The sequence below is a fragment of the Paractinoplanes polyasparticus genome (assembly GCF_019710575.1).
Lineage (GTDB): Bacteria > Actinomycetota > Actinomycetes > Mycobacteriales > Micromonosporaceae > Actinoplanes > Actinoplanes polyasparticus.
Genome location: NZ_JAHWFK010000032.1, coordinates 1 through 23,522, shown reverse-complemented (window position 1 = coordinate 23,522; position 23,522 = coordinate 1). Strand labels below are relative to the sequence as shown.

Here is a 23,522-nt window from a genome sequence, read left to right as displayed (position 1 = left end):
TGTCGCCCTCGAGCTGAGACGCAGGACACAGTCTGCTCCATGGAGACCCAGAGCCCCACCCCGCGGGTCAGGCGGGACAGAACGCACTACCTCTACCTGGCGGTCATCGCGGCGGTCGTGGCCGGCATCGTGCTCGGCCTCGTGGTTCCGGATGTCGCCAAGGAGCTCAAGCCGATCGGCACCGGCTTCGTCAACCTGATCAAGATGATGATCGCCCCGGTCATCTTCTGCACCATCGTGCTGGGCGTCGGCTCGATCCGGCAGGCGGCCAAGGTCGGCCGCGTCGGTGGTCTGGCCCTCGGCTACTTCCTGGTCATGTCGACCGTGGCCCTCGCGATCGGCCTCGTGGTCGGCAACATCATCCACCCCGGCGCCGGGCTGCACCTCGACCCGGACGCGGCGGCGGCCGGTCAGAAGGCGGCGGGCGGCGCGGCCGACGAGAGCCTGGCCGATTTCATCCTCGGCATCATCCCCAACAGCCTGCTGTCGTCGCTGACCGACGGTGAGGTCCTGGAGACGCTGCTCGTGGCGCTGCTGGTCGGCTTCGCGGTGCAGGGCATGGGCCGCCGGGGCGAGCCGGTGCTGCGAGCCATCACGACCATCCAGCGACTGGTCTTCAAGATCCTCGCCATGATCATGTGGCTGGCCCCGATCGGCGCGTTCGGCGCGATCGCGGCGGTGGTCGGCGAGACCGGGGTGGACGCGCTCAAGAGCCTCGCGCAGATCATGCTCGGCTTCTACGTCACCTGCGCGATCTTCGTCTTCGTCATCCTCGCGGTGATCCTCTGGCTGGTCGCCCGGATGAACATCTTCTCGCTGCTCAAGTACCTGGGCCGCGAGTTCCTGCTGATCCTGTCGACCTCGTCGTCGGAGTCGGCGCTGCCCCGGCTGATCGCCAAGATGGAGCACCTCGGCGTCAGCAAGCCGGTCGTCGGCATCACCGTCCCGACCGGCTACTCCTTCAACCTCGACGGCACGGCCATCTATCTGACCATGGCCTCGCTGTTCATCGCCGAGGCGCTGGACCAGCCGCTGAACATCGGCGAGCAGATCTCGCTGCTGGTGTTCATGATCATCGCTTCCAAGGGCGCGGCCGGCATCACCGGCGCCGGCCTGGCCACGCTGGCCGGCGGCCTGCAGAGCCACCGCCCCGAACTGGTCGACGGCGTCGGCCTGATCGTGGGCATCGACCGGTTCATGTCCGAGGCCCGGGCGCTGACCAACTTCGCCGGCAACGCGGTCGCCACCGTCCTGGTCGGCACCTGGACCAACGAGATCGACCGCGACAAGACCCGCGCGGTGCTGACCGGCGAGGACCCGTTCGACGAGGCCACCATGCTCGACGATCCGCATTCGGACGATGACGCTCCGCCTCCGCCCGCCGACACCGCGCTCGAACCAGCGCCGGCCGGGAAGGCCTGACCCAGCGGGTCAACCCTCCGGCGCTCCCCGCGGCCCGGCCCACTCCGTCCCCACGGAGTCGGCCGGGCCGCTCCCTTTCGGGGTTGTTCGGCTTGAGTAGCATGTCCGGGTGCTGTCCCCGGGAACCATGCTCAACGACCGTTATCGCTTGACCCAGCGGATCGCCGCCGGTGGCATGGGTGAGGTCTGGCGGGGCGAGGACCTCATGCTCCACCGGCCGATCGCCGTCAAGACGATCCTGCCCGCCCTGATGGCCGACCGCGAGTTCCTGCAGCGGTTCCGCACCGAGGCCCGCATGATGGCCGCGCTGCGCCACCCCGGCATCGTGCAGGTGTACGACTACGGCGAGAACGCCCAGGTCGGGGGGAACCGCACCGACTACCTGGTGATGGAGTTCATCGAGGGCATCTCGCTGGCCAAGCGCATCGAGCAGGCGGGCCGGCTCAGCCCGGGCGAGACGATGACGATCGTGGCCCAGGTGGCCGACGCGCTGCAGGTCGCCCACGAGGCGGGCATCGTGCACCGCGACGTCAAGCCGGCCAACCTGCTGGTCCGCCGCAACGGCGCGATCGTGCTGGTCGACTTCGGGGTCGCCCGCTCCGCCGCCGGGGCCGGGCTGACCGGCACCAACGTGGTGCTCGGCTCGGTCAACTACATGGCCCCCGAGCAGGCCGAGGCCAAGAAGATCGGCCCGCAGACCGACGTGTACGCCCTCGGCGCCGTCGCCTACTGCTGCCTCACCGGCCGCCCGCCCTACGTCGGTGACAACCCGCTGCAGGTCATGTCCCAGCTGGTGTACGGCGATCTGCCGACCCTGCCCGCCGACGTGCCGCCGCCGGTGGCCGCCCTGGTGCTGCGCGCCCTGGCCAAGGAGCCGTCGCAGCGTTTCTCGAGCGCGGCCGAGATGGCCACCGTGGCTCGTTCCCCGGGCCGCCCGCCGAACACCCAGGCGACCCGCTTCCAGGGCCCGACGAACACCCAGGCCACCCGCCCGTACGGCCAGCCCGGCCCGGCCACCTCGGGCCGCATGCCCGCTCCGGCGGTGCCGCCGCGCGGCTACCAGAACACCGGCTCCGCCCGGCCGGTGTCGCCCGGCTACCAGAACACGGGATCGGCCCGCCCGGTGTCGTCCGGTGGCTACCAGGCCGGTCGCGCCTCGGCCGGGGTGCCGCCGCAAGCCGGCTACGGCACGTCCTCGGGCCGGATGCCCGCTGCCGGGGCGGTGGCGATCCCGCTGCCGGGCGCCGGCGTGGCCGACTCCGACCGCGGTTTCGGTCCGGGTCCGGGCTCCGGCTCGTCCGCCGGTCGCAACCGTCGCCGCAACATCGTCCTGGCGTCGGCCATCGCCGCGGTCGTGGTGGGCGTGGGCGGCATCGGGGTGGCCTTCGCCATGTCCGACAGCGCGGGCGAGGACACGTCGTCGAACGGGGTGATCGCCGGCGACACCAGCCCGTCGACCAAGCCGCCCAAGACCCGCAAGCCCGCCTCGACCCCGCGCACGAAGAACCCGGCGCCGGAACCGACCGAGACCACGGAATCCCCGGAACCGGAGCCGAGCGAGACCGAGACCGAGAACCCGATCACCGCCGAGGCGCTCTGCGGCGACGACTTCCAGGAGGTCGACCAGGGCAAGGTGCGCGACGGCGACGGCCAGGAGGTCGGGCAGGTCCTCCTGCTCTCGCTGAACGAGGGCGAGCAGGTCTGCACGGTCACGCTTCGCAGCGTCAGCAACGGCAAGAAGATCTCCATGTCGGCCTACGCCGAGGTCGACGGGCAGCCGCGGGCCAGCGACCGGCGCAAGGACGAGTTCTCCGCGGGCGGCGCCAAGGCGGGCCCGGTGGCGGACGGCTCGTGCGTCAAGTGGGGCGGCGTCATCGACGGCTCCGCCTACGACGGCCGCTACTGCGCCGACTGACCCGATGGACTGGATCACGCCGGTCGGCAGCGGGGTGGTGGCGGTGGCCGGCCTGCTCTTCGGCTGGGCCACGAGCGTACGCAGCCAGCGGCAGACCGCCGAGCTCGCGCGCGAGAGCAACCGGCACGCCGAGGCGCTGGCCGAACTGACCGGCGACCAGGGCCGCCGGCTGGAGGAACTGCGCCACATCCAGGCCGGGGCCGACCGCCGCGACCGCCGGCTCGAGGATTCGTACGTCGAGATCGCGACGACGGTGGTGCGGGTCAGCACAGCCGGCGCGGACGACGAGGACCTGGTGCGCGCCCGTGTGCTGGTCGGACTGTTCGCCGAGCCCGCCGTGCGCGAGGCGTTCGAGGCGTGGCTCGACCGCCACGAGAAGCTCCGGTACGCGCTGAGCAAGCAGTCCGAGGCGGGCGAGGAACCCACCGCGAGCACGCGCGACATCCACAGCCCGCGCGACATGTGGCGCCGGCAGGCCACCGACGCCCGGCTGAAGGAGGTCGACGCCCGCGAGCGCCTCATGACGGCGATGGCAGCCCACCTCGAGCGCGCCTGACGATCCGGTGGTCGCAGGTCAGGCCGGCCTCGTACCCGCGGGCGTGCGAAGAATGATGTCCACGGCGTCGCGGACGGCGTCGATCTCGGGGTGCAGGGCGGCCAGCGCTTCCACCGCCGTGTTGAGGTCGCCCAGGCGGGCCTGATCTTCCACGTGGCCGCAGGCGTCGGCGGCGGAGGCGGCGCCGATGTTGGCCATGATGCCTTTCAGTTGGTGGGCCTCGTTGCGCAGGGTGGGGGCGTCGTCGAGGGCCAGGGCCTGGCTCATCTTCTCGATGTGGCCGGGGATGCGGTCGATCATCTTGCGGAGCAGGCCCTCGATGACGGGGGCGCTGTGGGCCGGGTCGGGGCCGCGTAGCTGGTCCAGGCGGGCCTCGATCTGGGCGAGCACGCCGGAGCCGCCGGCAGCCGCGGGGACGGCCCACTTGGCCAGGGCGGCGGCCACCTGGGCCGGCACCAGGGGCTTGGCTATGTGCTCGTCCATGCCCGCGGCCAGGCAGCGGGCCCGGTCCTCGGCCAGGGCGCTGGCGGTCAGGGCGATGACCGGCACGTGGCGGCCCGGGCCCTCCTGGCGGCGGATCTCGGCCGTGGCGGCGAAGCCGTCCATCTCGGGCATCAGGCAGTCCATGAAGATGAGCTGGTAGTCGCGGGCGGCGGCCATCCGCACCGCTTCGCGGCCGTTCACGGCGACGTCGGCGCTGTAGCCCACGTTGGCCAGGATGCCGAGGGCCACCGTGCGGTTGATCTCGTTGTCCTCGACCAGCAGCACGTGGCCCCGGCCGGCGGCAGGCAGCGACGGCGTCTCGGCCGGGGACTCGGCCACGTCCAGGACGCCGACCAGGGCGTCGTACAGCTGGGACTGGCGCAGTGGCTTGGTGAAGGCGGCCGACACCGCCTGCGGGTCGGGTTCGGACGGCAGGGCCGTGGGGTCGTTCGTGAGCAGGATGGTCTTCGGCACGGGCGTGCCCTCGGGGGCCGCGGTGCTCAGGCCGGCCGTGTGCACGTCCTGGATGACCAGGTCGATGGGGCGGCCGGTGGCGGCGGCGTCGCGCAGGATCTGGTACGCGGCCTCGCTGCTCTCGACGCCGGTCGCCTGCATCGACCAGGCTGCCAGCTGGTCGGCCAGCACGGCCCGGTCGGTCTCGTCCTCGTCGACGATCACCACCCGCAGGCCGTCGAGGGCGTGGCTGGACGCGACGTCGACGCCGGCGCGGGCGGGCCGCAACCTCACCGTGAACCAGAACGTGCTGCCCTGGCCGGGCTCGCTCTGCACGCCGATGGCGCCGCCCATCAGCTCGACCAGGTCGCGCGAGATGGCCAGCCCCAGCCCGGTGCCGCCGAACCGCCGGGTCGTGCCCGCGTCGGCCTGGGTGAACGGCTCGAACAGCTTCTCCTGCTCGCGGTGGTCGATGCCGATGCCGGTGTCGCGCACCTCGAACCGAACGGGAATGCCGTCGGGGCCCGCCTGCAGGCCGGCGTCGGGAGTGACGGTGATGGAGACATTGCCGTACGCGGTGAACTTGATGGCGTTGCCGGCGAGGTTCAGCAGCACCTGGCGCAGCTTGGCCGCGTCCCCGCTGACCGTCTCGGGCAGGCGCGGGTCGCACGCGCCGGTGATCGTGACCGTGTGGGCCGTGCCGGGCGGCGCGACCAGGGCGACCACGTCGTCGACGAGGTGGCGCAGCTGGAAGTTGGTGTCGTCCAGCAGCACCTTGCCCGCCTCCAGCTTCGAGAAGTCGAGCACGTCGTTGATGACCGACAGCAACGCCGAACCGGCCGTGCTGATCCCTTCCACGTATCGTCGTTGCTGATCGTCGAGGGTGGATCCGAGCAGCAGGCTGGTCAGGCCGATGACCCCGTTCATCGGCGTGCGGATCTCGTGGCTCATCGAGGCCAGGAACTGTGACTTGAGCCGGGCCGTCTCGATGGCCTGGTCGCGGGCCTCGGCCAGCGCCTGCTCGGTCTCGAGACGGGCGCTGATGTCGCGGGCGAAGGCGTGCAGGTGCGCGCAGCCGTCGTGCCGGATGCGCCACATGGTCAGCTCGATCGGCAGTTCCCGGCCGTCGTGGTGCCGGGCGAGCATCTCGGTCGGCCGGTCGAGCAGCCAGTCCCACCGGCCCTCGAGGAATCGCCCCAGGGCCTGGCTGTACCGGGCCGGCAACACGGTGTCGGCGACGTTGCGTCCGACGATCTGCTCGCGGGGCCACCCGAAGACCTGCTCGGCCTGCCGGTTCCACTCCGTGATGACGCCGTCGGCATCCATCGAGAAGAACGGGTCGGCCGCCGCCGACATGATCATCTCGAGTTGTTCGCGCTCGACCCGCAGCCGGTTCTCGGCCTTGACGCGGGCGGTGATGTCGTGGGCCACCGTGGAGGCCCCGATGATCCGGTCCTCGTCGTCGCGCATCGGAGCCATGCTCAGCGAGACCTCGATGATCCGGCCGTCCTTGCGCATCCGCCGGGTCTCGTGCTGAGGTATCGTCTCGCCCCGGGTCACCCGGGCCAGCAGGTGCTTCTCCTCGTCGAGCCGGTCGGGCGGCAGCAGCCGGGTGACATCGTGCCCGATCATCTCGGCCGCGGTGTAGCCGTAGAGCCGTTCGGCGCCGGAGTTCCAGGTCTGGATCGTGCCGTCGAGGGCCTTGCTGACGATCGCGTCGTTCGACGACTCGACGATCGCGGCCAGGCGCGCGTTCGTGTGCCCCTGCATGCGGCGTGCGGAGACGTCCTGGATCGCCGCCAGCACCATCGTCTTGCCCTCGGCCTGCACGGGGGAGAGGCTGACGTCGACCGGGAACTCGGTGCCGTCCTTGCGCTGGGCGGTCAGCAGCATGCCCTCGCCCATCGGCCGGGCCGACGGGCTGGCGAAGTATCGGTTGCGATGCTGTACGTGGACCTTGCGGCTGGCCCCGGGCACCAGCGTCTCGATCGCCGCGCCCACCATCTCGTCGCGCCGGTAGCGGAAAAGTTCCACCGCGCGGCCGTTCGCGTGCACGATCCGGCCGTCGCCGCTGACGCAGACCATCGCCTCGGGCGACGCGTCGAGCAGGCTGCGGAACTTGCCCTCGGCCAGGCGCAGCTGGGTCACGTCGACGCCGGCGCCGAAGATCGCGTACGGGCGGCCGCGCCCGTCGCGCAGCGCGTGCAGGGTGGTCACGAACCAGCGGCCGTCCAGCTCCTCCTCGTACGCGACCGGGCCGTTGCCGCCGAGCACGTCCGTGTCGTGCCGGTGGATCTCGGCCATCCGGTCCGGCGAGTGCATCTCGTGGTCGAAGCGCCCGGCCGCGCCGGTGATCCCGTGCAGCCGCTCGTAGGCGGGGCTGACGACCCGGTAGCGCCCGTCGAGCGTCTTGACGAAGGCCGGCGCGGCTGTCTCCTCGAGGATGGCCGCGAGGTGGATGTACCGCTCGAGGCGCCGGCGGTCGTGGCGGCGGACGAGGCGGCGCCAGGCCCAGACCAGGCTCCCCGTGGCGACGACCGCGGTCGCGACATGTCGACTACTCACGGTGAATAACCGTACAAGGGATCTTTCATGCTTTAGTCTTATAGCGGACATGAGCAGATGAGGAGCCGCCGGTGGCGACGGTGATGGTCGTCGACGATGTGGCCGCGAACCGCGACATCGTCCGTATGCTGCTCGGCTACCGCGGGCACGAGGTGATCGAGGCCCACGACGGCGCCGACGCGCTGCGGCTGGCCCACGAGCACCATCCCGACGTGGTCGTCTCCGACGTGCTGATGCCCGGGATCGACGGGCTCGAGCTCGTGCACCGGCTGCGCACCGACGACGACGAGGTCGCTGCCCAGGCGCCGGTGATCTTCTACACGGCCAACTACCTCGAACCCGAGACCCGGCCCATCGCCGAGGCGTGCGGGGTCAGCCAGGTCGTGCTGCGCTCCCAGGATCCGCACGAGCTGCTCGACGCGGTCGACGCGGCGCTGGCCGGCGGCCCGGTCTCGATCGACGTGGTTCCGCCCGACGACTTCGCGCAGGCCCACGTGCAGGCGGTCAACGCCAAGCTGATCGAGAAGGTGCGCGCGCTGCACCACACGGAGCGCCGCTTCGAGGCGATGGCCGTGGCCTCACCGGTCGGCATCGCGCTGGTCGACGCGGACGGGGAGGCAGACTACATCAACCCCCGGCTGGCCGAGATCATGCGTACGCCGATCGCCGGCCTGCTCGGGCGCGGCTGGCTGGCCTGCCTGGACGTTCCGGCCCGCCGCGACGCCCTCGACCTGCTGCGCGGGAACGCGACCGAGCGCCGGTTCACCCACCGCGTCGACTTCGGCGACGGCACGGTGCGCAGTCTGCGGCTCCAGCTGCGGCACATCCAGGACGACGACGCCGAACTGGCCGGCGGCGTGCTCATGGTCGACGACGTCTCCGACGTGATCGCGGCCGAGGAACGACTGCGCGACGAGACCCAGCAGCGCCAGGACGACGCCCGCCGCCGCGACGCGGAACGGCTCGACAGCCTGCGGCGGATGGCCGGCGGGGCCGCGCACGACTTCAACAACATCCTCGGCGCGATCCTCGGATACACCTCGCTGGCCATCGAATCGATCAACGACTTCTCGGAGTCGTTGCCGGCCGGGCTGTCGGATTCGTTGCTGGCCGACCTCGACCAGGTGGTCAAGGGGGGCGAGCGGGCCAAGGCGCTCACCCAGCAGCTGCTCGCCTTCGGCCGGCGCGAGATCACCCAGCCGGCGACCTTCGACGTCAACACGCTGCTGCGGGAGATGCTGGAGGCTCTGCATGATGCCGCCGGCGAGGCTACGGTCGTGCTGAAGCTGGCCCCCGGCCCGGCCGACGTGCGGGCCGATCCCCGCCAGATCGGCCAGGTGCTGGTCAACCTGGTCACGAACGCGGCCGACGCGATGCCGGGCGGCGGCACGATCAGCATCGCCACCTCGGCCGGGGCCGAGGGCGGCACGGCGGTGACGGTCACCGACACCGGCCGCGGGATGCCGGCCGACGTGCTGAACCGGGCGTTCGAGCCGTTCTTCACCACGAAGCGGTCGACCGGGACGGCCGGGCTGGGCCTGTCGACAGCCCACGGCATCGTCAGTCAGGCCGGTGGCCAGCTGATGCTGGACTCGGTCCCGGGCGAGGGCACAACCGCGACGATCACCCTTCCCGGCGTACGGGACCAGGCCGCACCCCCCGCTCCGCAGCCCGCAGCCCCCGCGCCGCCCGGCGGCGTCTCGGAGTCGTCCGGAGGCGAGACGCTGCTGCTGGTCGACGACGAGGCCGACCTGCGCGAGGTGACCGCCCGCTTCCTGGACGGCGCCGGCTACCGCGTGCTGTCGGCGGCCGACGCGGTCGAGGCGCTGAGCCTGCTCGACCGCCACCACGACCCGATCGCCGCCATGATCACCGACGTCGTGATGCCCGGCATGAACGGCCGCCAGCTGGCCCGGGCGGCCAAGCAACGCCGCCCCGACCTGCGGGTGGTCTTCGTGTCCGGTTTCGCCGAGGCGCTGATCGACGAGGCCGGCAACAACCTCGAACCCGACTCGATGATCGTCGCCAAGCCCTACACCCGGGACCAGCTGCTGGCCGGCGTCCAGTCGGTGCTCCGCCAGTCCTGAGCCCCGCGAAGGCCGCCCGATGAGGCTCGCGAAGGCCGCCCCCTCGCCTCGGCTACCGCTGACCGGCCGGGCAGAATCGCCGGATGGACCCGCTGACCGACGCCCGCGACCTGGTGCTGGACCGTTTCCCGGAGGCGACGTGGGCCCTGCTAACCGGCAGTGTGCTGGGTCCGGCCCGGACGCCCGGCTCCGACCTGGACATCATGGTGCTGCGGGACGAGGCGCCCCACTTCCGCGAGAGCCTGCGCTTTCGCGGCTGGCCGGTCGAGTTGTTCGTCAACACCCCGGCCACGCTGGCGGCGTTCCTGGCCGACGACCTGGCCGCCCGCAAGCCGAGCACCCACCGCATGCTCGCCACCGGCGTCCCGCTGCTGGGCGATCCCAGCGAGGTGACCGGGCAGTGCGCGCAGATCCTGGCCGCCGGCCCGCCCGGGCTGACCATGGCCGAACGCGATCGCCTGCGTTACGGACTGACCGACCTGCTCGACGACCACCACCACGCCACCGACCCCGGCGAACGCGTGGTGATTGCCGCCGCTCTGTGGACGGAGACGGCCCGTGCCGCCCTGGCGTTCGCGGGCTGGTGGCTCAGCAGCGGCAAGTGGTTGCTGCGCGAGCTGCGTCAGCAGGATCCCGTTCTCGCGGCTCGTTGGCTGGCGGCCCGTGACGACCCCGCCGAGCTGGCCCGTGAGGTTCTCGAGCGAGCCGGCGGTCCCCTTTTCGACGGCTATCGGGCCTGAACAACCGACCGGCTATCAACGTGAACCGTGCCGGCAACGCGACGCGGTGATGCTGGGGCGGTGAGGAAATTGATGACCGCCCTTGTGTCCGCCGCCCTCGTCGCCGGGAGTGTCGTCGCGCCGACCGGTGCCGCGGCCGGGCCGGCGTTCGCGGTGAGCGTCAAACCCGCTTCGGCGTACGGCAAGAGCCTGACCGTAACCGTGCGGGCTACCAGCCGGCCGCGCACCCCGGTCACGATCCGGGTCACCGCCGGCGGCGCGACGCTGGCCAGGTCGGTCACCACCAACGCCTGGGGTGTGGCCACCTGGTCGTTGGTCGGGCTCGGCAACGGCACCGCGTCGGCCGCCGTCGCGGCCACCCGCACCGCCCGGGCCGCCTCCGCGTCGGCCCGCTTCACCACGGCGGGCGCAGCCGTCGTCAAGCTCACCGGCTACACCCGGGTCAGCAACGGCGTCGCGCGCTACCGGTCGCTCGACGCGGTGCGCGCGGCCATGCAGATCTTCCCCAAGCGCGCCGGCAAGGTCACCGTCAGCCTGCAGCACCGCAGCGGCAACACCTGGGTCACCGACCAGAACGCCACGTTCGCGACGTTCGCCACCGGCGGCGCCTGGGCCGGACTGTCCCAGGGCAACCGCGGGATGACCTACCGGTACGTGGTGCGGGCGGCCGGCGATGCGGCGGCTGCCACCTCGCCCAACGTGACCACCGCGTCCTTCATGGTCGATTGACGCCCGTACGGGGTGTGGTCTTGAGGATGTCGGCGTAGCGTCAGGCCTCGGCACGCCCGAGGAGGTCACGATGACTGCGGTCGAACCGAAGCCTCTCGAACCGAAGCCTGTCGTCACCCGGCCCTGGCCCGTCCGTCCCCAGGTCCGGGGCTCGGCCCTGGCCCGCGTCATCCGCACCACGGACGCCAAACAGATCGGCCTGATGTACCTCACGACCTCGTTCGTCTTCTTCCTCCTCGGCGGCGTCATGGCGCTGCTGATGCGCGGTGAGCTGGCCCGGCCCGGCATGCAGTTCCTGTCGCCCGAGCAGTACAACCAGCTGTTCACGATGCACGGCACGGTCATGCTGCTGCTGTTCGCGACGCCGATCGTGTTCGCGTTCGCCAACTTCGTGGTGCCGCTGCAGATCGGCGCGCCCGACGTGGCGTTCCCGCGGCTGAACGCGTTCGCCTACTGGCTCTATCTGTTCGGCGGCACGCTGGTCGTGGCCGGGTTCTTCGTGCCGGGCGGCGCGGCCGACTTCGGCTGGACGGCGTACGCGCCCCTGAGCGACTCGATCCACTCGCCGGGGGTCGGGGGCAACATGTGGGTGGTCGGGCTCGCGATCAGCGGGCTCGGCACCATCCTGGGCGCCGTCAACATGATCACCACGGTGCTCACGCTGCGCGCCCCCGGCATGACCATGTTCCGGATGCCCATCTTCACGTGGAACATCCTGGTCACCAGCCTGCTGGTCATCCTGGTGTTCCCGTTCCTGGCGGCCGCGCTGCTGGTGCTGGCGGCCGACCGCACGCTCGGCGCTCAGGTCTTCGCGCCCGAGACCGGCGGCCCGATGCTGTGGCAGCACCTGTTCTGGTTCTTCGGCCACCCCGAGGTGTACGTGGTGGCGTTGCCCTTCTTCGGCATCATCACCGAGGTCATTCCGGTGTTCAGCCGCAAGCCGGTCTTCGGCTACAAGGGACTGGTCTCGGCGACGCTGCTGATCGCGGCCCTGTCGATGAGTGTCTGGGCGCACCACATGTTCGCCACGGGCCAGGTGCTGCTGCCGTTCTTCAGCCTGCTGAGCTATCTGATCGCCGTACCGACGGGAATGAAGTTCTTCGTCTGGATCGGCACGATGTGGCGGGGCCAGATCAGCCTCGAGACCCCCATGCTGTTCGCGGTCGGATTCCTGGTCACCTTCCTGCTCGGCGGCCTCACCGGCGTGCTGCTGGCCAGCCCGCCGGTCGATTTCCACGTGCACGACAGCTACTTCGTGGTGGCCCACTTCCATTACGTGCTCTTCGGCACCATCGTGTTCGCGGTCTTCGCCGGCGTCTATTTCTGGTTCCCCAAGATGTTCGGCCGCATGCTCGACGACCGGCTCGGCAAGGTGCATTTCTGGCTGACGTTCCTCGGCTTCCACGCCACGTTCCTGGTGCAGCACTGGCTCGGAGCCGAGGGCATGCCCCGGCGCTACGCCGACTACCTCGCCTCGGACGGCTTCACGTTCCTCAACACGTTCTCGACGCTCGGCTCGTTCGTGCTGGGCGCGTCCACACTGCCGTTCCTCTACAACGTGTGGAAGTCGTACCGAGTCGGTCAGCTGGTCACAGTGGACGATCCCTGGGGGCACGGGAACTCGCTGGAGTGGGCGACCTCGTCCCCGCCGCCGCTGCGCAACTTCGACCGGATGCCGCGCATCCGGTCCGAGCGGCCCGCCTTCGACGCGAAGTTCCCGCAGCTCGCCGCCGGATCGCAGTCGGAATCGGGGCCGCCCGAGGGTGGCGCCCGGCCGCTGACGCCGGAATCCCATGGGGGAGCGACCTACCAGGAGGACCGCGAGGACTGAGCCTTTCGGCCGTCCCCGTCGACTTAAGTCGGCAGCGACGGGCGGGTCGCCGGCCGCAGACTCGGGGCATGGGGCGACCACAGGTGGCGGTGCGGGCCGGGATCGTTTTCGCTGCGGCCACGGCGATCTGGCTGGGGATCTACTGGGCCGGTGAGGCGTTTTTCGGTACGGACGACTACGACCGCGGGCGGCACGTGTTCTCGGCAGTGGCGGCTACCGCGCTGGCCGTCCCGATGGTGGTGGTGGCGTGGCGCTACCTCGACCGGGTGCCCTGGAGCGGGCTTCGACGGGCTTCCCCTCGTACGGTGGGAAGGCTCTTGGCAGCCGGCGCGGCGGGCTACCTGATTCCCGCCGCGGTGGCCGTCACGGTCTTCGTCGCGGTCGGCCTGGTGTCGATCGACGTGCGCGGCTCGGTGCTTCCGGTGCTGGGCCTGATCGTGCTCGTGTTCCTCTACGAGGCGCTGCCCGAGGAACTCGTCTTCCGCGGCTACCTCTTCCGGAACCTGGCCGCGGCCATGCCGACCTGGGCCGTCGTGGTCGTGCAAGCGGCGCTGTTCACCCTTTTCGGTGTGCTGATCGGTGCGGCCGGCAGCGTCGACCGGGTCGTCACCTTCTTCGGGTTCGCGATCGTCCAGGGGCTGCTCCGGGCGATCACCGACACGCTGTGGGTGCCGATCGGCTTCCACCTGGCCTTCCAGACCGCCGAGCAGATGGTGGGGCCGGACTGGGCGATCTTCGTCGTCGACGATCTCGCGCTGCTGCAGAATGTCGTGCTCGGGCTGATCCCGCTGGCCCTCGGCGTTTTGACGGTTCAGCTGCTCGGGAAGCGCGCACGGCGACCCGCGGTTATGAGTTGATCTCGGGTTAGGTTAGCCTCACCTCATGAGTGGGGACGTGGCGCTCGCCGGGAGCGACCTGACGCTGGCCTACGACGGTCGTACCGTCGTGCACGGAGCCGGCCTGCGGCTGCGCGCCGGGGAAGTGGTGGCGCTGGTCGGGCCGAACGGGTCGGGCAAGTCGACGCTGCTGCGCTCGCTGGCGCGCCTGCACGCGCCGCAGTCGGGCACCGTGACGCTGGACGGCGAGGGCGACGCCTTCGCCCTGCGGCCGAAGGACTTCGCCCGGCGGGTCACGCTCCTCACCCAGTCCCGGCCCACCCCCGGGGGCGTACGGGTGAGAGACGTCGTCGCCTACGGCCGGCATCCCTACCGGGGCCGCTTCGGCGCCGGCGACGCCGAGGGCCCGGCCCACGTCGACAAGGCGATGCGGCTGACCGGGGTCGACGCCATGGCCGAGCGAGCCGTCGACGAACTGTCCGGCGGTGAGCTCCAGCGGGTCTGGCTGGCGACCTGTCTGGCCCAGGACACCGGCGTCGTGCTGCTCGACGAGCCCACCACCTTCCTCGACCTGCGCTACCAGGTCGAGATCCTCGACATCGTGCGCGAGCTGGCCGACGACCACCGGGTCGCGGTGGGCGTCGTGCTGCACGACCTCGACCAGGCCGCGGCCGTCGCCGACCAGGTCGTCCTCATGCACGCCGGCGTCGTGCGGGCGACCGGCACGCCGGCCGACGTGCTCTCGGCCGAGCTGCTCAGCGAGGTCTACGGACTGCGCATCGAGGTGTCCGTCGGCGACGACGGCCATCTCCACACGCGCCCGATCGGCCGGCACACCAGCCGGCCCGTAACCATCTGAAAGGTATTTGTGATGGCGCTTACCCGCCGGGCTTTCGCCGCTGCCCTGACCGTCATGGTTCTCGCCGCCTGCGGCACCACCGAAGATCCGGCCGACGAGGCCGGCGCCGGATCGGCCGCCCCCTCGAGCGGGCCGGTCGACCTCACCGACGAGCGCGGCCCGCTGCACCTCGACGCGCCCGCCAAGGCTGTCGTCTCCCTCGAGTGGGGCCTCACCGAGAACCTGGTGGCGCTGGGCGTGAAGCCGGTCGGCCAGGCCGACGTCAAGGGCTACAACGCCTGGGACAAGAGCGCCCCGATCGACGCCGGCACGCCCGACGTCGGCACCCGCGGCGAACCCAGCCTCGACGCGATCGCCGCGCTCAAGCCCGACCTGGTCGTCACCACCAGCGACCTGCCGGCCAACGTCATCGAGCAGATCGCCAAGACCACCAAGGTCCTCACCCTGCGCGGCTCGGACGGCGCCGACCCGATCGGCTACATGCGCAAGACGGTGACCACGCTCGCGCAGGCCACCGGCACCCAGGCCCAGGGCGAGGAGCTGCTCACCGGCTTCGACGCCAAGATCACCGCGGGCAAGGACGCGCTGGCCAAGGCGGGTAAGGCGGGCGCTCCGTTCGTCATGACCGACGGCTGGGTCGAGTCCGGCAACGTGTCGCTGCGCATGTACACGCCGAACTCGTTCTTCGGCGGCATCGCCCAGGAGCTGGGCCTGGAGAACCAGTGGACCAGCGGCGGTGACAAGGACTACGGCCTCGCGCAGACCGACGTCGAGGGCCTCACGAAGATCACGAAGGCCCAGACGACGTTCGTCTACGTGGCCAACGACGCCGACGGCGGCGACTTCACCGACGCGCTGAAGAGCAACGCGGTCTGGAAGCAGCTCCCGTTCGTCAAGGAATCCAAGGTCAAGCGCATCCCGGACGGCATCTGGATGTTCGGCGGCCCGGCTTCGGCCGGCGCCTTCGTCGACGCGCTCACCGCCGCACTGAGCGCGTGACCACCACCACCCTTCCTGCGGCTGAGGTCAAGAGCTCCACAACGTACGGGGTCGTAGCGGTCTTCGCCGGTGCGGCCGCGCTGTTGCTCGTGTTGTCGGCGGTGCACCTCACGCAGGGCACCGCCGCACTGAGCGTCGCCGAGCTGGCGCGGGCCATCCTGCCCGGCTCGGAAGCGGACGACGCGCGGTCGCAGGCGGTGGCCGTGCTCGTGGCCAGCCGCCTGCCCCGCTTGTTCGCCGCACTGCTGGTCGGCCTCGCGGTCGGCATCTCGGGCGCGGTGCTGCAGTCGGTGGCCCGCAACCCGCTGGCCTCGCCCGACACCCTGGCCGTCAACGCCGGGGCGTACGTGTCGGTGGTCGCCGTCGCCGCGTTCGGCATCTCCCTGCCGTTCTTCGCCGGCGGCGCCGTCGCCTTCGTGGGCGGCCTGCTCGCCTCGGGTCTCGTGCTGCTCGTCTCGCGGGGTGGCGCGGCCGGCCCGACCCGGCTCGTGCTGGCCGGCTCGGCCGTGGCGCTGGCCCTGAACGCGCTGACGACCGTGCTGCTGATGCTGTTCCAGCAGAACACGATCGGCCTGTTCGCGTGGGGGAGCGGCACCACCGTCCAGTCCGGAACCCAGAACGTCACCCTGGCCGCGCCCGTCGTGGCCGTCGGCGTGCTGGCCACCATGCTGCTCGCCCACCGGCTCGACGTGCTCGGCCTGGGTGACGACTCGGCCCGCGTGCTGGGCGTCGACGTCCGCCGGACCCGGGTGCTGTCGATCGGCTGCGCGGTGCTGCTCGCCGCGACCGGCGTCGTCGTGGCCGGCCCGATCGGCTTCGTCGGCCTGTGCGCGCCGGTCATCGCCCGGCTGGCCGCCCGCCGCGTGCCCGGCCTGGGCGCCCACGTGCTGCTGCTGCCGTTCGCCGGCCTGGCCGGAGCGCTGGTCGTGGTCGCGGCCGACGTGGTGCTGCGCCTGGCCATCCCGTCGTCGCTGGCCATCTCGGTGCCCACCGGCGTGGTCACCACCCTGGCCGGCGCGCTCCTGCTCGTGTGGCTGGCCCGCCGCCTGCGCGACGGCGGCCCGGCGGCGGCTCCGGCGCGCGGCGCCAACGGCTCGGTGCGCACTGGCGCCTGGGTGATCGCGGTCGGGATCGTGCTCGGCGTCGCCGTCGTCGCCGCGTTCGTGACGGCGCTGCTGCTGGGCGACCGCCTGATCCTGCTCGGCGACGTCATGAACTGGCTCAACGGGACGGCCGGGCGCCAGGTCAGCTTCGTGCTCGACCAGCGCTGGCCGCGGGTGCTGGCCGCCCTGCTGGGCGGGGCCGCGCTGGCCCTGGCCGGAGCGATCGTCCAGGCCGTGGCCCGCAATCCGCTCGCCGAGCCCAGCCTGCTGGGTGTCACCCCCGGCGCCTCCGTGGGCGCCGTGCTGGTAGTGCTGCTGTTTCCCGGCGTCGGCGGCTGGCCCGTCATGGGCGCGGCGACGCTGTTCGCGCTGGCGACGTTCGCGCTGGTCCACCACCTGGCCGCGAGCCGGGGCCTGTCGTCCGACCGGATCGTCCTGGTCGGCGTGGGCGTGAGCGCCGCCGCCACCGCGGTGACGACGCTCGTGGTGGTCGTCGTCTCCCCGTGGAACGTGGGCGTGGCCCTGACCTGGCTGGCCGGTTCCACGTACGGCCGCACCCTGAGCCAGGTCGTTCCCGTGCTGCTCATGCTGACCGTGGCCCTGCCGCTGACCCTCGCCGGCAGCCGCACGCTCGACCTGGTCGCGCTGGACGAGGACGTGCCCCGCCTGTTGGGCGTGCCTCTCAACCGTGCCCGCTTGGCGTTCCTGGCCCTGGCCGCGGTGTTGACGGCCGCCGCCGCGACGGCGGTGGGCGCGCTCGCCTTCGTGGGCCTGGTGGCGCCACACGCGGCCCGGGCCCTGGTCGGCGCCTCACACGCCCGGATGGTGCCGGTGTCGGTCGGTCTGGGCGCCCTGCTGGTCTGCGTGGCCGACACCCTCGGGCGTACGGTCATCGCCCCCAACCAGCTGGCGGCGGGCCTGGTCACGGCCCTGATCGGCGCCCCCTACTTCGTCTGGCTCCTCTGGCGCAGCCGCGCCGCGTGACCGCGGGGTTCGCCGGCCCTCTCCTGCCGCTGCCCTGCGTCGTGGTGCTCGTGGGAAGGTGTCCGTGCGGTGGTGCTCGCGGGGCGGGGCTTGCGCCGCCCTGCTTGCGCTGATGTGGCTGTGCTGATCCCGCTCATCCAGTCAGCTCAAGCGGCCCGGCCGGAGGCCGGCGCCAACCCGGCCGCCAGGTGGGCGGCCCAGCTTTCGGCACGTTTCTGCTCGCCCTCCACCAACGGGCCGGCGGTGCCGGTGACCAGGAAGCTCTCCGGCGGGCAGGCCGGTCGTGCGCCCAGCCGGCGGAGGCGGCGGTCGGCCTTGCGCGCGGCCGAGCCGCTGAACGGCCGCCCGACCCGCGTGTCGAAGGCGACGCAAGCCAACCCGGCCCGGACCCCTTCAACGGCATCCAGATACTCCCGCAGGCCGGTCGTGGCGGCTCGCGTCGAGCCCTGCCTCACCGCGTCCTGCCGCGTGGCGGCCCGGCTCAACCCGAACGCGTGCGTGGGCGCTCCCACGACCAGCAGATCAACCCCGGCGACGGACGGTGTCTCGCCCACCTCGGCCACCGTGACCTCGTACTCGTCGGTGAGCCCGGCCGCTACCGCCCGCGCGATGGCCTCGGTGTTGCCGAACAGGGATTCGTAGACGATCAGCGCTCTCATGCCTCCACGGTCGCCTTCGCCGCGGCGTCCCGTCAGGGCCGTTGGTCCCGCGCTGATCGGGCCTTACCACTCGACAGCGCAGCTGACCTCGGATCCGTGGGCGTCGGCATGAGCGGCGATCACCTGGGCGCAGGCGTCGGCGGGAGCGACCGGGTGGGTGGGCTCGGGGCCCGTGACCAGCAGGAGAAGCGCCGCGTACCACACCAAGGACCACCGATTACGCACAGGTCGGGATCGTAGGGCAGCCCACGGGCTGATGGTCGACCAGGCTGACCGTCGAGCCGGCTGGCCGTCTGCGCGGGCGACGGTCGACGTGGATGACGGTCTCCGCAGGGTGGCTGTCTGCGCGGGCGACGGTCGAGCTGGACGACGGTCTGCGCAGGTGGCCGTCTGCGTGGGTGACGGTCGACGCGGGTGACGGTCGACGTGGGTGACGGTCTGCGTGGGTGACGGTCGAGGTGGGCGACGGTCTGCGCGGGTGACGGTCTGCGTGAACGACAGTTGAGATGACCGACGGTCGGCGGGGCCCACGGTTTCAGCGGCTGCGGAACGCCGGGATGCGGACGATTAGGACATCCGGTCGGCGTGTCGGTGGGCCGGGGGTGACAAGCGGTGGCGGAGGTGGGATGCTCTTGCCTGTTCTCCTATCGAAATGGTAGGCACGATAGGCGCACCCAGCATTCGTCCCCCACATGCGCCTGGACTGGAGCGACCATGAGAAAGCTGATCCTCCTAGCCCTCGTCGGCCTCGGAGCGCAACTTGTCGACGGCAGCCTCGGCATGGCGTACGGCGTCACGTCGACGACGCTGCTGCTGGCCATCGGCACGAACCCGGCCGCGGCCTCGGCCACGGTGCACCTGGCCGAGATCGGCACCACGCTCGTCTCCGGTGTCTCGCACTGGAAGTTCGGCAACGTCGACTGGAAGGTCGTCTTCCGGATCGGTGTGCCGGGTGCGGTCGGCGCGTTCGCGGGCGCTACGTTCCTGTCCGGGCTGTCCACCGAGACCGCGGCCCCGCTCATGGCACTGATCCTGTTGGCGCTCGGTCTGTACGTCTTCATCCGCTTCACCACGATGGGCCTGCCCAAGGGTCGCCTGGGCCTGCCGCTGCGCAAGCGGTTCCTGGCACCGCTGGGTGTGGTGGCCGGCTTCGTCGACTCGACCGGTGGCGGCGGCTGGGGGCCGGTCGGGACCCCGGCCATCCTGGCCAGCGGCCGCCTGGAGCCGCGCAAGACGATCGGCTCGATCGACACCAGCGAGTTCCTGGTGGCGGTGGCCGCGAGCCTGGGCTTCCTGTTCGGGCTCGGCTCCGAGAACATCGACTTCACCTGGGTGGCCGCGCTGCTGATCGGTGGCGTGATCGCCGCCCCGATCGCCGCCTGGCTGGTCCGCCACATTCCGCCGCGCGTGCTCGGTGCTGCGGTCGGCGGCGTCATCATCCTCACCAACAGCCGCACCCTGCTCCGCTCGGACTGGATCGACGCGTCGGACGGTGTCCGCTACAGCATCTACGCCGTCATCTACGTCGTCTGGGCGGCCGCGCTGGTCTACTCGTTCAGCCAGCACCGCAAGAACGCCGCGGAGGAGCGCCGCATCGTCGAGGAGGCGGAGGCCCGTACGGCCGAACAGGGTCGCCGCGAGCCCGAGCCCGCCTGACCAAGACTCCGGCCAGCGCGTTCAGCACCACTTCAATGAGCCGGCGTCACCGGGCGCCGGAGTCAGGTGGTGGCCCGGCGACTACCCCAGCCGGCCAGAAGCATGCCCGCCACTGCCACCACGGCGGTCTGGCGGCTGGCCGCCGCCGGAGGTCTGGAGGAGGCGACGATCCGCCGGGTCGCTGCCGACGCCGGCGTGCCCGCGCGGCAGCTCCAGTACTACTTCGGCACCCGCGAGGAGCTGCTACTCGGCGCGCTCGACCTGCTCAACGCCGACGGCGAGGCGGAGGCCCAAGCGCGGGTCGCCGCGCTGGGCGATGCTGCGGGCCCCCGCGACATTCTGCGGAGCGTCCTGCTCGAATTCCTGCCGCTCGACGAGAACCGCCGGCAGCGGCACCTGGTGCACGCGGCTTATTTCGTACGCTTCCTGGCCGACGACACGCTGCGCGAGCGCATACCAGTTGGACCGGATCTTCCCGGCGACACCCTGAGGTCCGGCGGGGCCTACCGTTGGCAATCATGATGAACGAACTGGCTCAGCGGATCGCTGAGGCCCTCAACGAAGCGCTCGACCAGCGTGTCGCCACGGACTACTACGTGGGGCACGTCGAGCGGGGGCTGGCCGCGGGCGGGCCGGACGAGCCGATCATCGCGCTCACGGTGGACGAGGTGTCCCGGATCGCCGCACGAGCCGCCCGGGACGACGCTTCCGCCGCGCGGGCGGCCGGGCACGACGCTCAGGTCGCGACGGCGGCCAGGGACAACGGCTCCGCCGCGCGGGCGGCCGGGCACGACGCTCAGGTCGCGACGGCGGCCACGGACAACGGTTCCGCCGCGATGGCGGGCGGGGACGATCAGAAGGAGTGACCACGTGCCGACGGAAACGCTGCGGGGGCGCCGCCGGGAGCTGGCCGAGCTCGATCGCCTGCTGGCCGACGTGCGCGGCGGTCGGAGCCGGGTCCTGGTGCTGCGGGGCGAGGCCGGCGCCGGCAAGACGGCCCTGCTCGACCATCTGAGCAGCGCCGCGCCGGGTCCGACGGCCCGCGCGGCCGGTGTCGAGTCGGAGACCGAGATCGCGTACGCGGGTCTGCAGCAGCTCTGCTCGCCGCTGATGGACCACCTCGACCGGCTGCCCGAGCCGCAGCGCGAGGCGATGGCGGTCGGGTTCGGGCTGGCCTCGGGCCCGGCGCCGGACGCGCTGCTCGTCGGCCTGGCCGTGCTGAGCCTGTTCGCCGAGGCCGCGTCGGACGAGCCGCTGGTCTGTGTGGTCGACGACGCGCAGTGGCTCGACCGCATGTCCGAGGTGATCCTCACGTTCGTGGCCCGCCGTCTCGACGCCGAGTCGGTCGCGCTCGTGTTCGCCGCGCGCAGCCCCGGCGACGAGCGGTTGCTGACCGGGCTGCCCGAGATGCGGGTGGCCGGCCTGCCCGACGCCGACGCGCGCGCCCTGCTCGAGACGGTGCTGCCGGGCCCGATCGACGAGCGCGTGCGCGACCGGATCGTCGCCGAGACGCAGGGCAACCCGCTGGCGCTGCTCGAGCTGCCGCGCGGCCTGACCCCGGCCGAGCTGGCCTTCGGCTTCGGCGGTCCCGGTCCGGGCCCGGTGGCGGGCCGCCTCGACCAGGACTTCCGGCGCCGCATCGCCGAGCTGCCGCCCGAGACGCGGACGCTGCTGGTGGCGGCCGCCCTCGAACCGGTCGGCGACGTGCCGCTGCTGTGGCGCGCCCTGGAACGCCTCGGTGTGCCGCCCGGCGCCGCGGGGCCGGCCGAGGTGGCCGGGCTGATCGAGATCGGCGCCCGGGTCCGGTTCCGTCATCCCCTCGTACGGTCGGCGAGCTGGCGGTCGACCGATGCCGCCGGCCTGCGGGTCGTTCACCGCGCGCTGGCCGACGTCCTCGACCCGCACCAGGAGCCGGACCGCCGCGCCTGGCACCTCGCCCACGCCGCCGCCGGCCCCGACGCGGCGGTCGCCGACGAGCTCGAACGCTCGGCCGACCGCGCGCTGAGCCGGGGCGGCCGGGCGGCAGCGGCTGCCTTCCTCGAACGCGCGGCCGAGCTCAGCCCCGACCCCAAGCCCCGCGCCACCCGGACGCTGGCCGCCGCGCGGGCGCATTTCCTGGCCGGCGCGCCCGCCCGCGTGCCCGAGCTGCTGGCCGCGGCCGAGATCGGCCCGCTCGACCCGCTCGGTCAGGCCGGGGTCGAACGGCTGCGAGCCCAGGTCGCGTTCTGGCTCAATCACGGCCGCGACGCTGCACGGGCGCTGGTAGCCGCGGCCCGCCGACTCGAGGAACTGGATCTGCCGGCCGCCCGCGAGACGTACCTGTCGGCGCTGGGCGCGGCCCTGCACACCGGCCGGCTGGGTGACGGCGATGCCCGGCTGGTGGCCGAGGCGGCCCGCGTCGTCGCACCGGGCGACGACCCGGCCGGCCTGCTCCTGACCGGGCTGACCACCTGGGTGCTCGACGGCTTCGCGGCCTCGGTCGAGCCGCTGACCCGGGCGTTGGCCGCGCTCGACGCCCGGGAGAACCTCGGCCTGGTCTGGATCGGCGTGCCGGTCGCCCACGAGCTGTTCGACGACCAGGCCTGGAACCGGCTCACCGCGCAGGCCGCCGGCTTCGCGCGCGAGACCGGCGTGCTCTCGATGCTGCCCGCGATGCTCACGTTCCGGGCCGGCGCCCTCGTGCTGGCCGGCCGGCTGGACGAGGCGTCCGAGCTGGTCGGCGAGGCGGACACGCTGGGGCGGGCCACCGGCCTGGTGGCGCAGCCGTCCGCCCCGCTCAATCTGCTCGCCTATCGAGGTGCGGAACGGCCGGCGCTGGATGTGATGGAGCCGGCCGAGCGGGACGCCCGGTCCCGGGCCGAGGGGCGGCTGCTCGCTCTCGCCGGCCACAACAAAGCGGTGCTCTACAACGGTCTCGCCCGCTATCCGGAGGCGCTGCACGTGGCCCGGCAGACCATCGCGTACGAGGACCTGGGTTTCTGGCACTGGGGTCTCATCGAGTTGATCGAGGCGGCCGCGCGGTCGGGTTCGACGGCGGAGGCGGCCGGGGCCGCCGAGCGGCTGCGGGAGCGGACGGGCCCGGCCGGGACGAACTGGGCGACCGGCATCCAGGCCCTGGCCGACGCACTGGCCGGGCCGGCCCCGGGCACCGAGAGGAACTTCCGCAAGGCGATCGAGCTGCTGCCGGCGGATCGGCTCAGCGTGATGGTGGCGCGGGCGCGCTTGCTGTTCGGCGAATGGCTGCGTCGCGAGAACAGGCGCGCCGAGGCTCGCAGCGAATTGCGAATCGCGTACGAGTCCTTCTTGTCGATGGGCGCGGCGGGCTTCGCCGAGCGGGCCGGACGCGAGCTGACCGCGACCGGCGAGACCGTTCGCAAGCGGGGCACGTCGGCCCGCGAGGAGCTGACGCCGCAGGAATCGCAGATCGCCCGCCTGGCCGTGGCCGGCCGCACCAACCCGGAAATCGGCGCGGTGCTGTTCCTGAGCCCCCGCACCGTGGAATGGCACCTGCGCAAGGTCTTCGCCAAGCTGGGCATCACATCCCGCCGCGAGCTGGCCGGAGCCCTCGCCTAGCTTGAGTTTTAACCCGTGCGGCGGGGTCGAGGGGTGGTCGTGGGCTTCTTGGATTGTGTGTCGCTCTGAGGT

Annotated in this window: 18 protein-coding genes; 15 read left to right on the top strand and 3 right to left on the bottom strand. The window is 72.1% G+C overall.

The genetic code is table 11. From position 1 onward, the window contains the following. The first annotated feature begins 39 nt into the window (after positions 1-39). From KXC43_RS28830 to KXC43_RS28820, 3 genes are all read left to right on the top strand, one after another. The gene (locus KXC43_RS28830) at positions 40-1,422 is read left to right on the top strand and encodes a cation:dicarboxylate symporter family transporter (RefSeq protein ID WP_221379322.1); all 1,383 of its coding nucleotides are present in this window, start codon (positions 40-42) and stop codon (positions 1,420-1,422) included. A gap of 109 nt (positions 1,423-1,531) precedes the next feature. Beyond that, positions 1,532-3,337 (top strand): serine/threonine-protein kinase, encoded by a 1,806-nt coding sequence (locus KXC43_RS28825; RefSeq protein WP_221379321.1) that lies wholly within the window; start codon positions 1,532-1,534, stop codon positions 3,335-3,337. A gap of 4 nt (positions 3,338-3,341) precedes the next feature. Then, a complete protein-coding gene (locus tag KXC43_RS28820; RefSeq protein ID WP_221379320.1) occupies positions 3,342-3,893 on the top strand; it encodes a hypothetical protein in 552 nt (183 codons plus the stop codon). Between the two features lie 18 nt (positions 3,894-3,911). Here KXC43_RS28820 and KXC43_RS28815 read toward each other — a convergent pair whose 3' ends face one another. Next, positions 3,912-7,394: a PAS domain-containing hybrid sensor histidine kinase/response regulator gene (locus KXC43_RS28815; RefSeq protein ID WP_221379319.1), complete on the bottom strand. Its 3,483-nt coding sequence runs from the start codon at positions 7,392-7,394 to the stop codon at positions 3,912-3,914. A gap of 71 nt (positions 7,395-7,465) precedes the next feature. On the opposite strand from KXC43_RS28815, the gene KXC43_RS28810 reads away from it, so the two are divergent. The 8 genes from KXC43_RS28810 (at position 7,466) to KXC43_RS28775 (ending at position 17,562) form a co-directional block, all read left to right on the top strand. Beyond that, a complete protein-coding gene (locus KXC43_RS28810; protein WP_308129298.1) occupies positions 7,466-9,481 on the top strand; it encodes a hybrid sensor histidine kinase/response regulator in 2,016 nt (671 codons plus the stop codon). An 83-nt stretch (positions 9,482-9,564) separates the two neighbouring features. Further along, entirely contained in the window at positions 9,565-10,221 is a 657-nt protein-coding gene (locus KXC43_RS28805) for a nucleotidyltransferase family protein (RefSeq protein ID WP_221379318.1), read from the top strand. Positions 10,222-10,293: 72 nt separating this feature from the next. Next, positions 10,294-10,950 carry a hypothetical protein gene (locus KXC43_RS28800; protein WP_221379317.1) on the top strand — a complete coding sequence of 219 codons (657 nt, stop codon included), beginning with the start codon at positions 10,294-10,296 and terminating at the stop codon, positions 10,948-10,950. A 70-nt stretch (positions 10,951-11,020) separates the two neighbouring features. Next, positions 11,021-12,781: an aa3-type cytochrome oxidase subunit I gene (gene ctaD / locus KXC43_RS28795; RefSeq protein ID WP_221379316.1), complete on the top strand. Its 1,761-nt coding sequence runs from the start codon at positions 11,021-11,023 to the stop codon at positions 12,779-12,781. Positions 12,782-12,849: 68 nt separating this feature from the next. Further along, the gene (locus tag KXC43_RS28790; RefSeq protein ID WP_221379315.1) at positions 12,850-13,638 is read left to right on the top strand and encodes a CPBP family intramembrane glutamic endopeptidase; all 789 of its coding nucleotides are present in this window, start codon (positions 12,850-12,852) and stop codon (positions 13,636-13,638) included. A 25-nt stretch (positions 13,639-13,663) separates the two neighbouring features. After that, the gene (locus tag KXC43_RS28785) at positions 13,664-14,476 is read left to right on the top strand and encodes an ABC transporter ATP-binding protein (protein ID WP_221379314.1); all 813 of its coding nucleotides are present in this window, start codon (positions 13,664-13,666) and stop codon (positions 14,474-14,476) included. A gap of 12 nt (positions 14,477-14,488) precedes the next feature. Continuing rightward, on the top strand, positions 14,489-15,475 hold the full coding sequence (locus KXC43_RS28780; protein WP_221379313.1) for an ABC transporter substrate-binding protein: 987 nt from the start codon (positions 14,489-14,491) through the stop codon (positions 15,473-15,475). Next, on the top strand, positions 15,472-17,562 hold the full coding sequence (locus tag KXC43_RS28775; RefSeq protein WP_221379312.1) for an iron ABC transporter permease: 2,091 nt from the start codon (positions 15,472-15,474) through the stop codon (positions 17,560-17,562). Before KXC43_RS28780 ends, KXC43_RS28775 begins: the two co-directional genes overlap by 4 nt. Before the next feature lie 146 nt (positions 17,563-17,708). Here the strand turns inward: KXC43_RS28775 and KXC43_RS28770 are convergent, their stop codons facing one another. Together KXC43_RS28770 and KXC43_RS28765 are read right to left on the bottom strand one after the other, a co-directional pair. Beyond that, on the bottom strand, positions 17,709-18,221 hold the full coding sequence (locus tag KXC43_RS28770; protein ID WP_221379311.1) for a flavodoxin family protein: 513 nt from the start codon (positions 18,219-18,221) through the stop codon (positions 17,709-17,711). Between the two features lie 63 nt (positions 18,222-18,284). Next, on the bottom strand, positions 18,285-18,446 hold the full coding sequence (locus KXC43_RS28765) for a hypothetical protein (RefSeq protein ID WP_221379310.1): 162 nt from the start codon (positions 18,444-18,446) through the stop codon (positions 18,285-18,287). A 489-nt stretch (positions 18,447-18,935) separates the two neighbouring features. Here KXC43_RS28765 and KXC43_RS28760 point away from each other — a divergent pair, with 489 nt between their 5' ends. From KXC43_RS28760 to KXC43_RS28745, 4 genes are all read left to right on the top strand, one after another. After that, positions 18,936-19,877: a sulfite exporter TauE/SafE family protein gene (locus KXC43_RS28760; protein WP_221379309.1), complete on the top strand. Its 942-nt coding sequence runs from the start codon at positions 18,936-18,938 to the stop codon at positions 19,875-19,877. A gap of 102 nt (positions 19,878-19,979) precedes the next feature. Continuing rightward, a complete protein-coding gene (locus KXC43_RS28755; protein WP_221379308.1) occupies positions 19,980-20,399 on the top strand; it encodes a TetR family transcriptional regulator in 420 nt (139 codons plus the stop codon). Then, positions 20,396-20,743 carry a hypothetical protein gene (locus tag KXC43_RS28750; RefSeq protein ID WP_221379307.1) on the top strand — a complete coding sequence of 116 codons (348 nt, stop codon included), beginning with the start codon at positions 20,396-20,398 and terminating at the stop codon, positions 20,741-20,743. The genes KXC43_RS28755 and KXC43_RS28750 overlap by 4 nt, the downstream gene beginning before the upstream one ends. 4 nt (positions 20,744-20,747) lie before the next feature. Then, on the top strand, positions 20,748-23,450 hold the full coding sequence (locus tag KXC43_RS28745; RefSeq protein ID WP_221379306.1) for an AAA family ATPase: 2,703 nt from the start codon (positions 20,748-20,750) through the stop codon (positions 23,448-23,450). Positions 23,451-23,522: the final 72 nt, after the last annotated feature.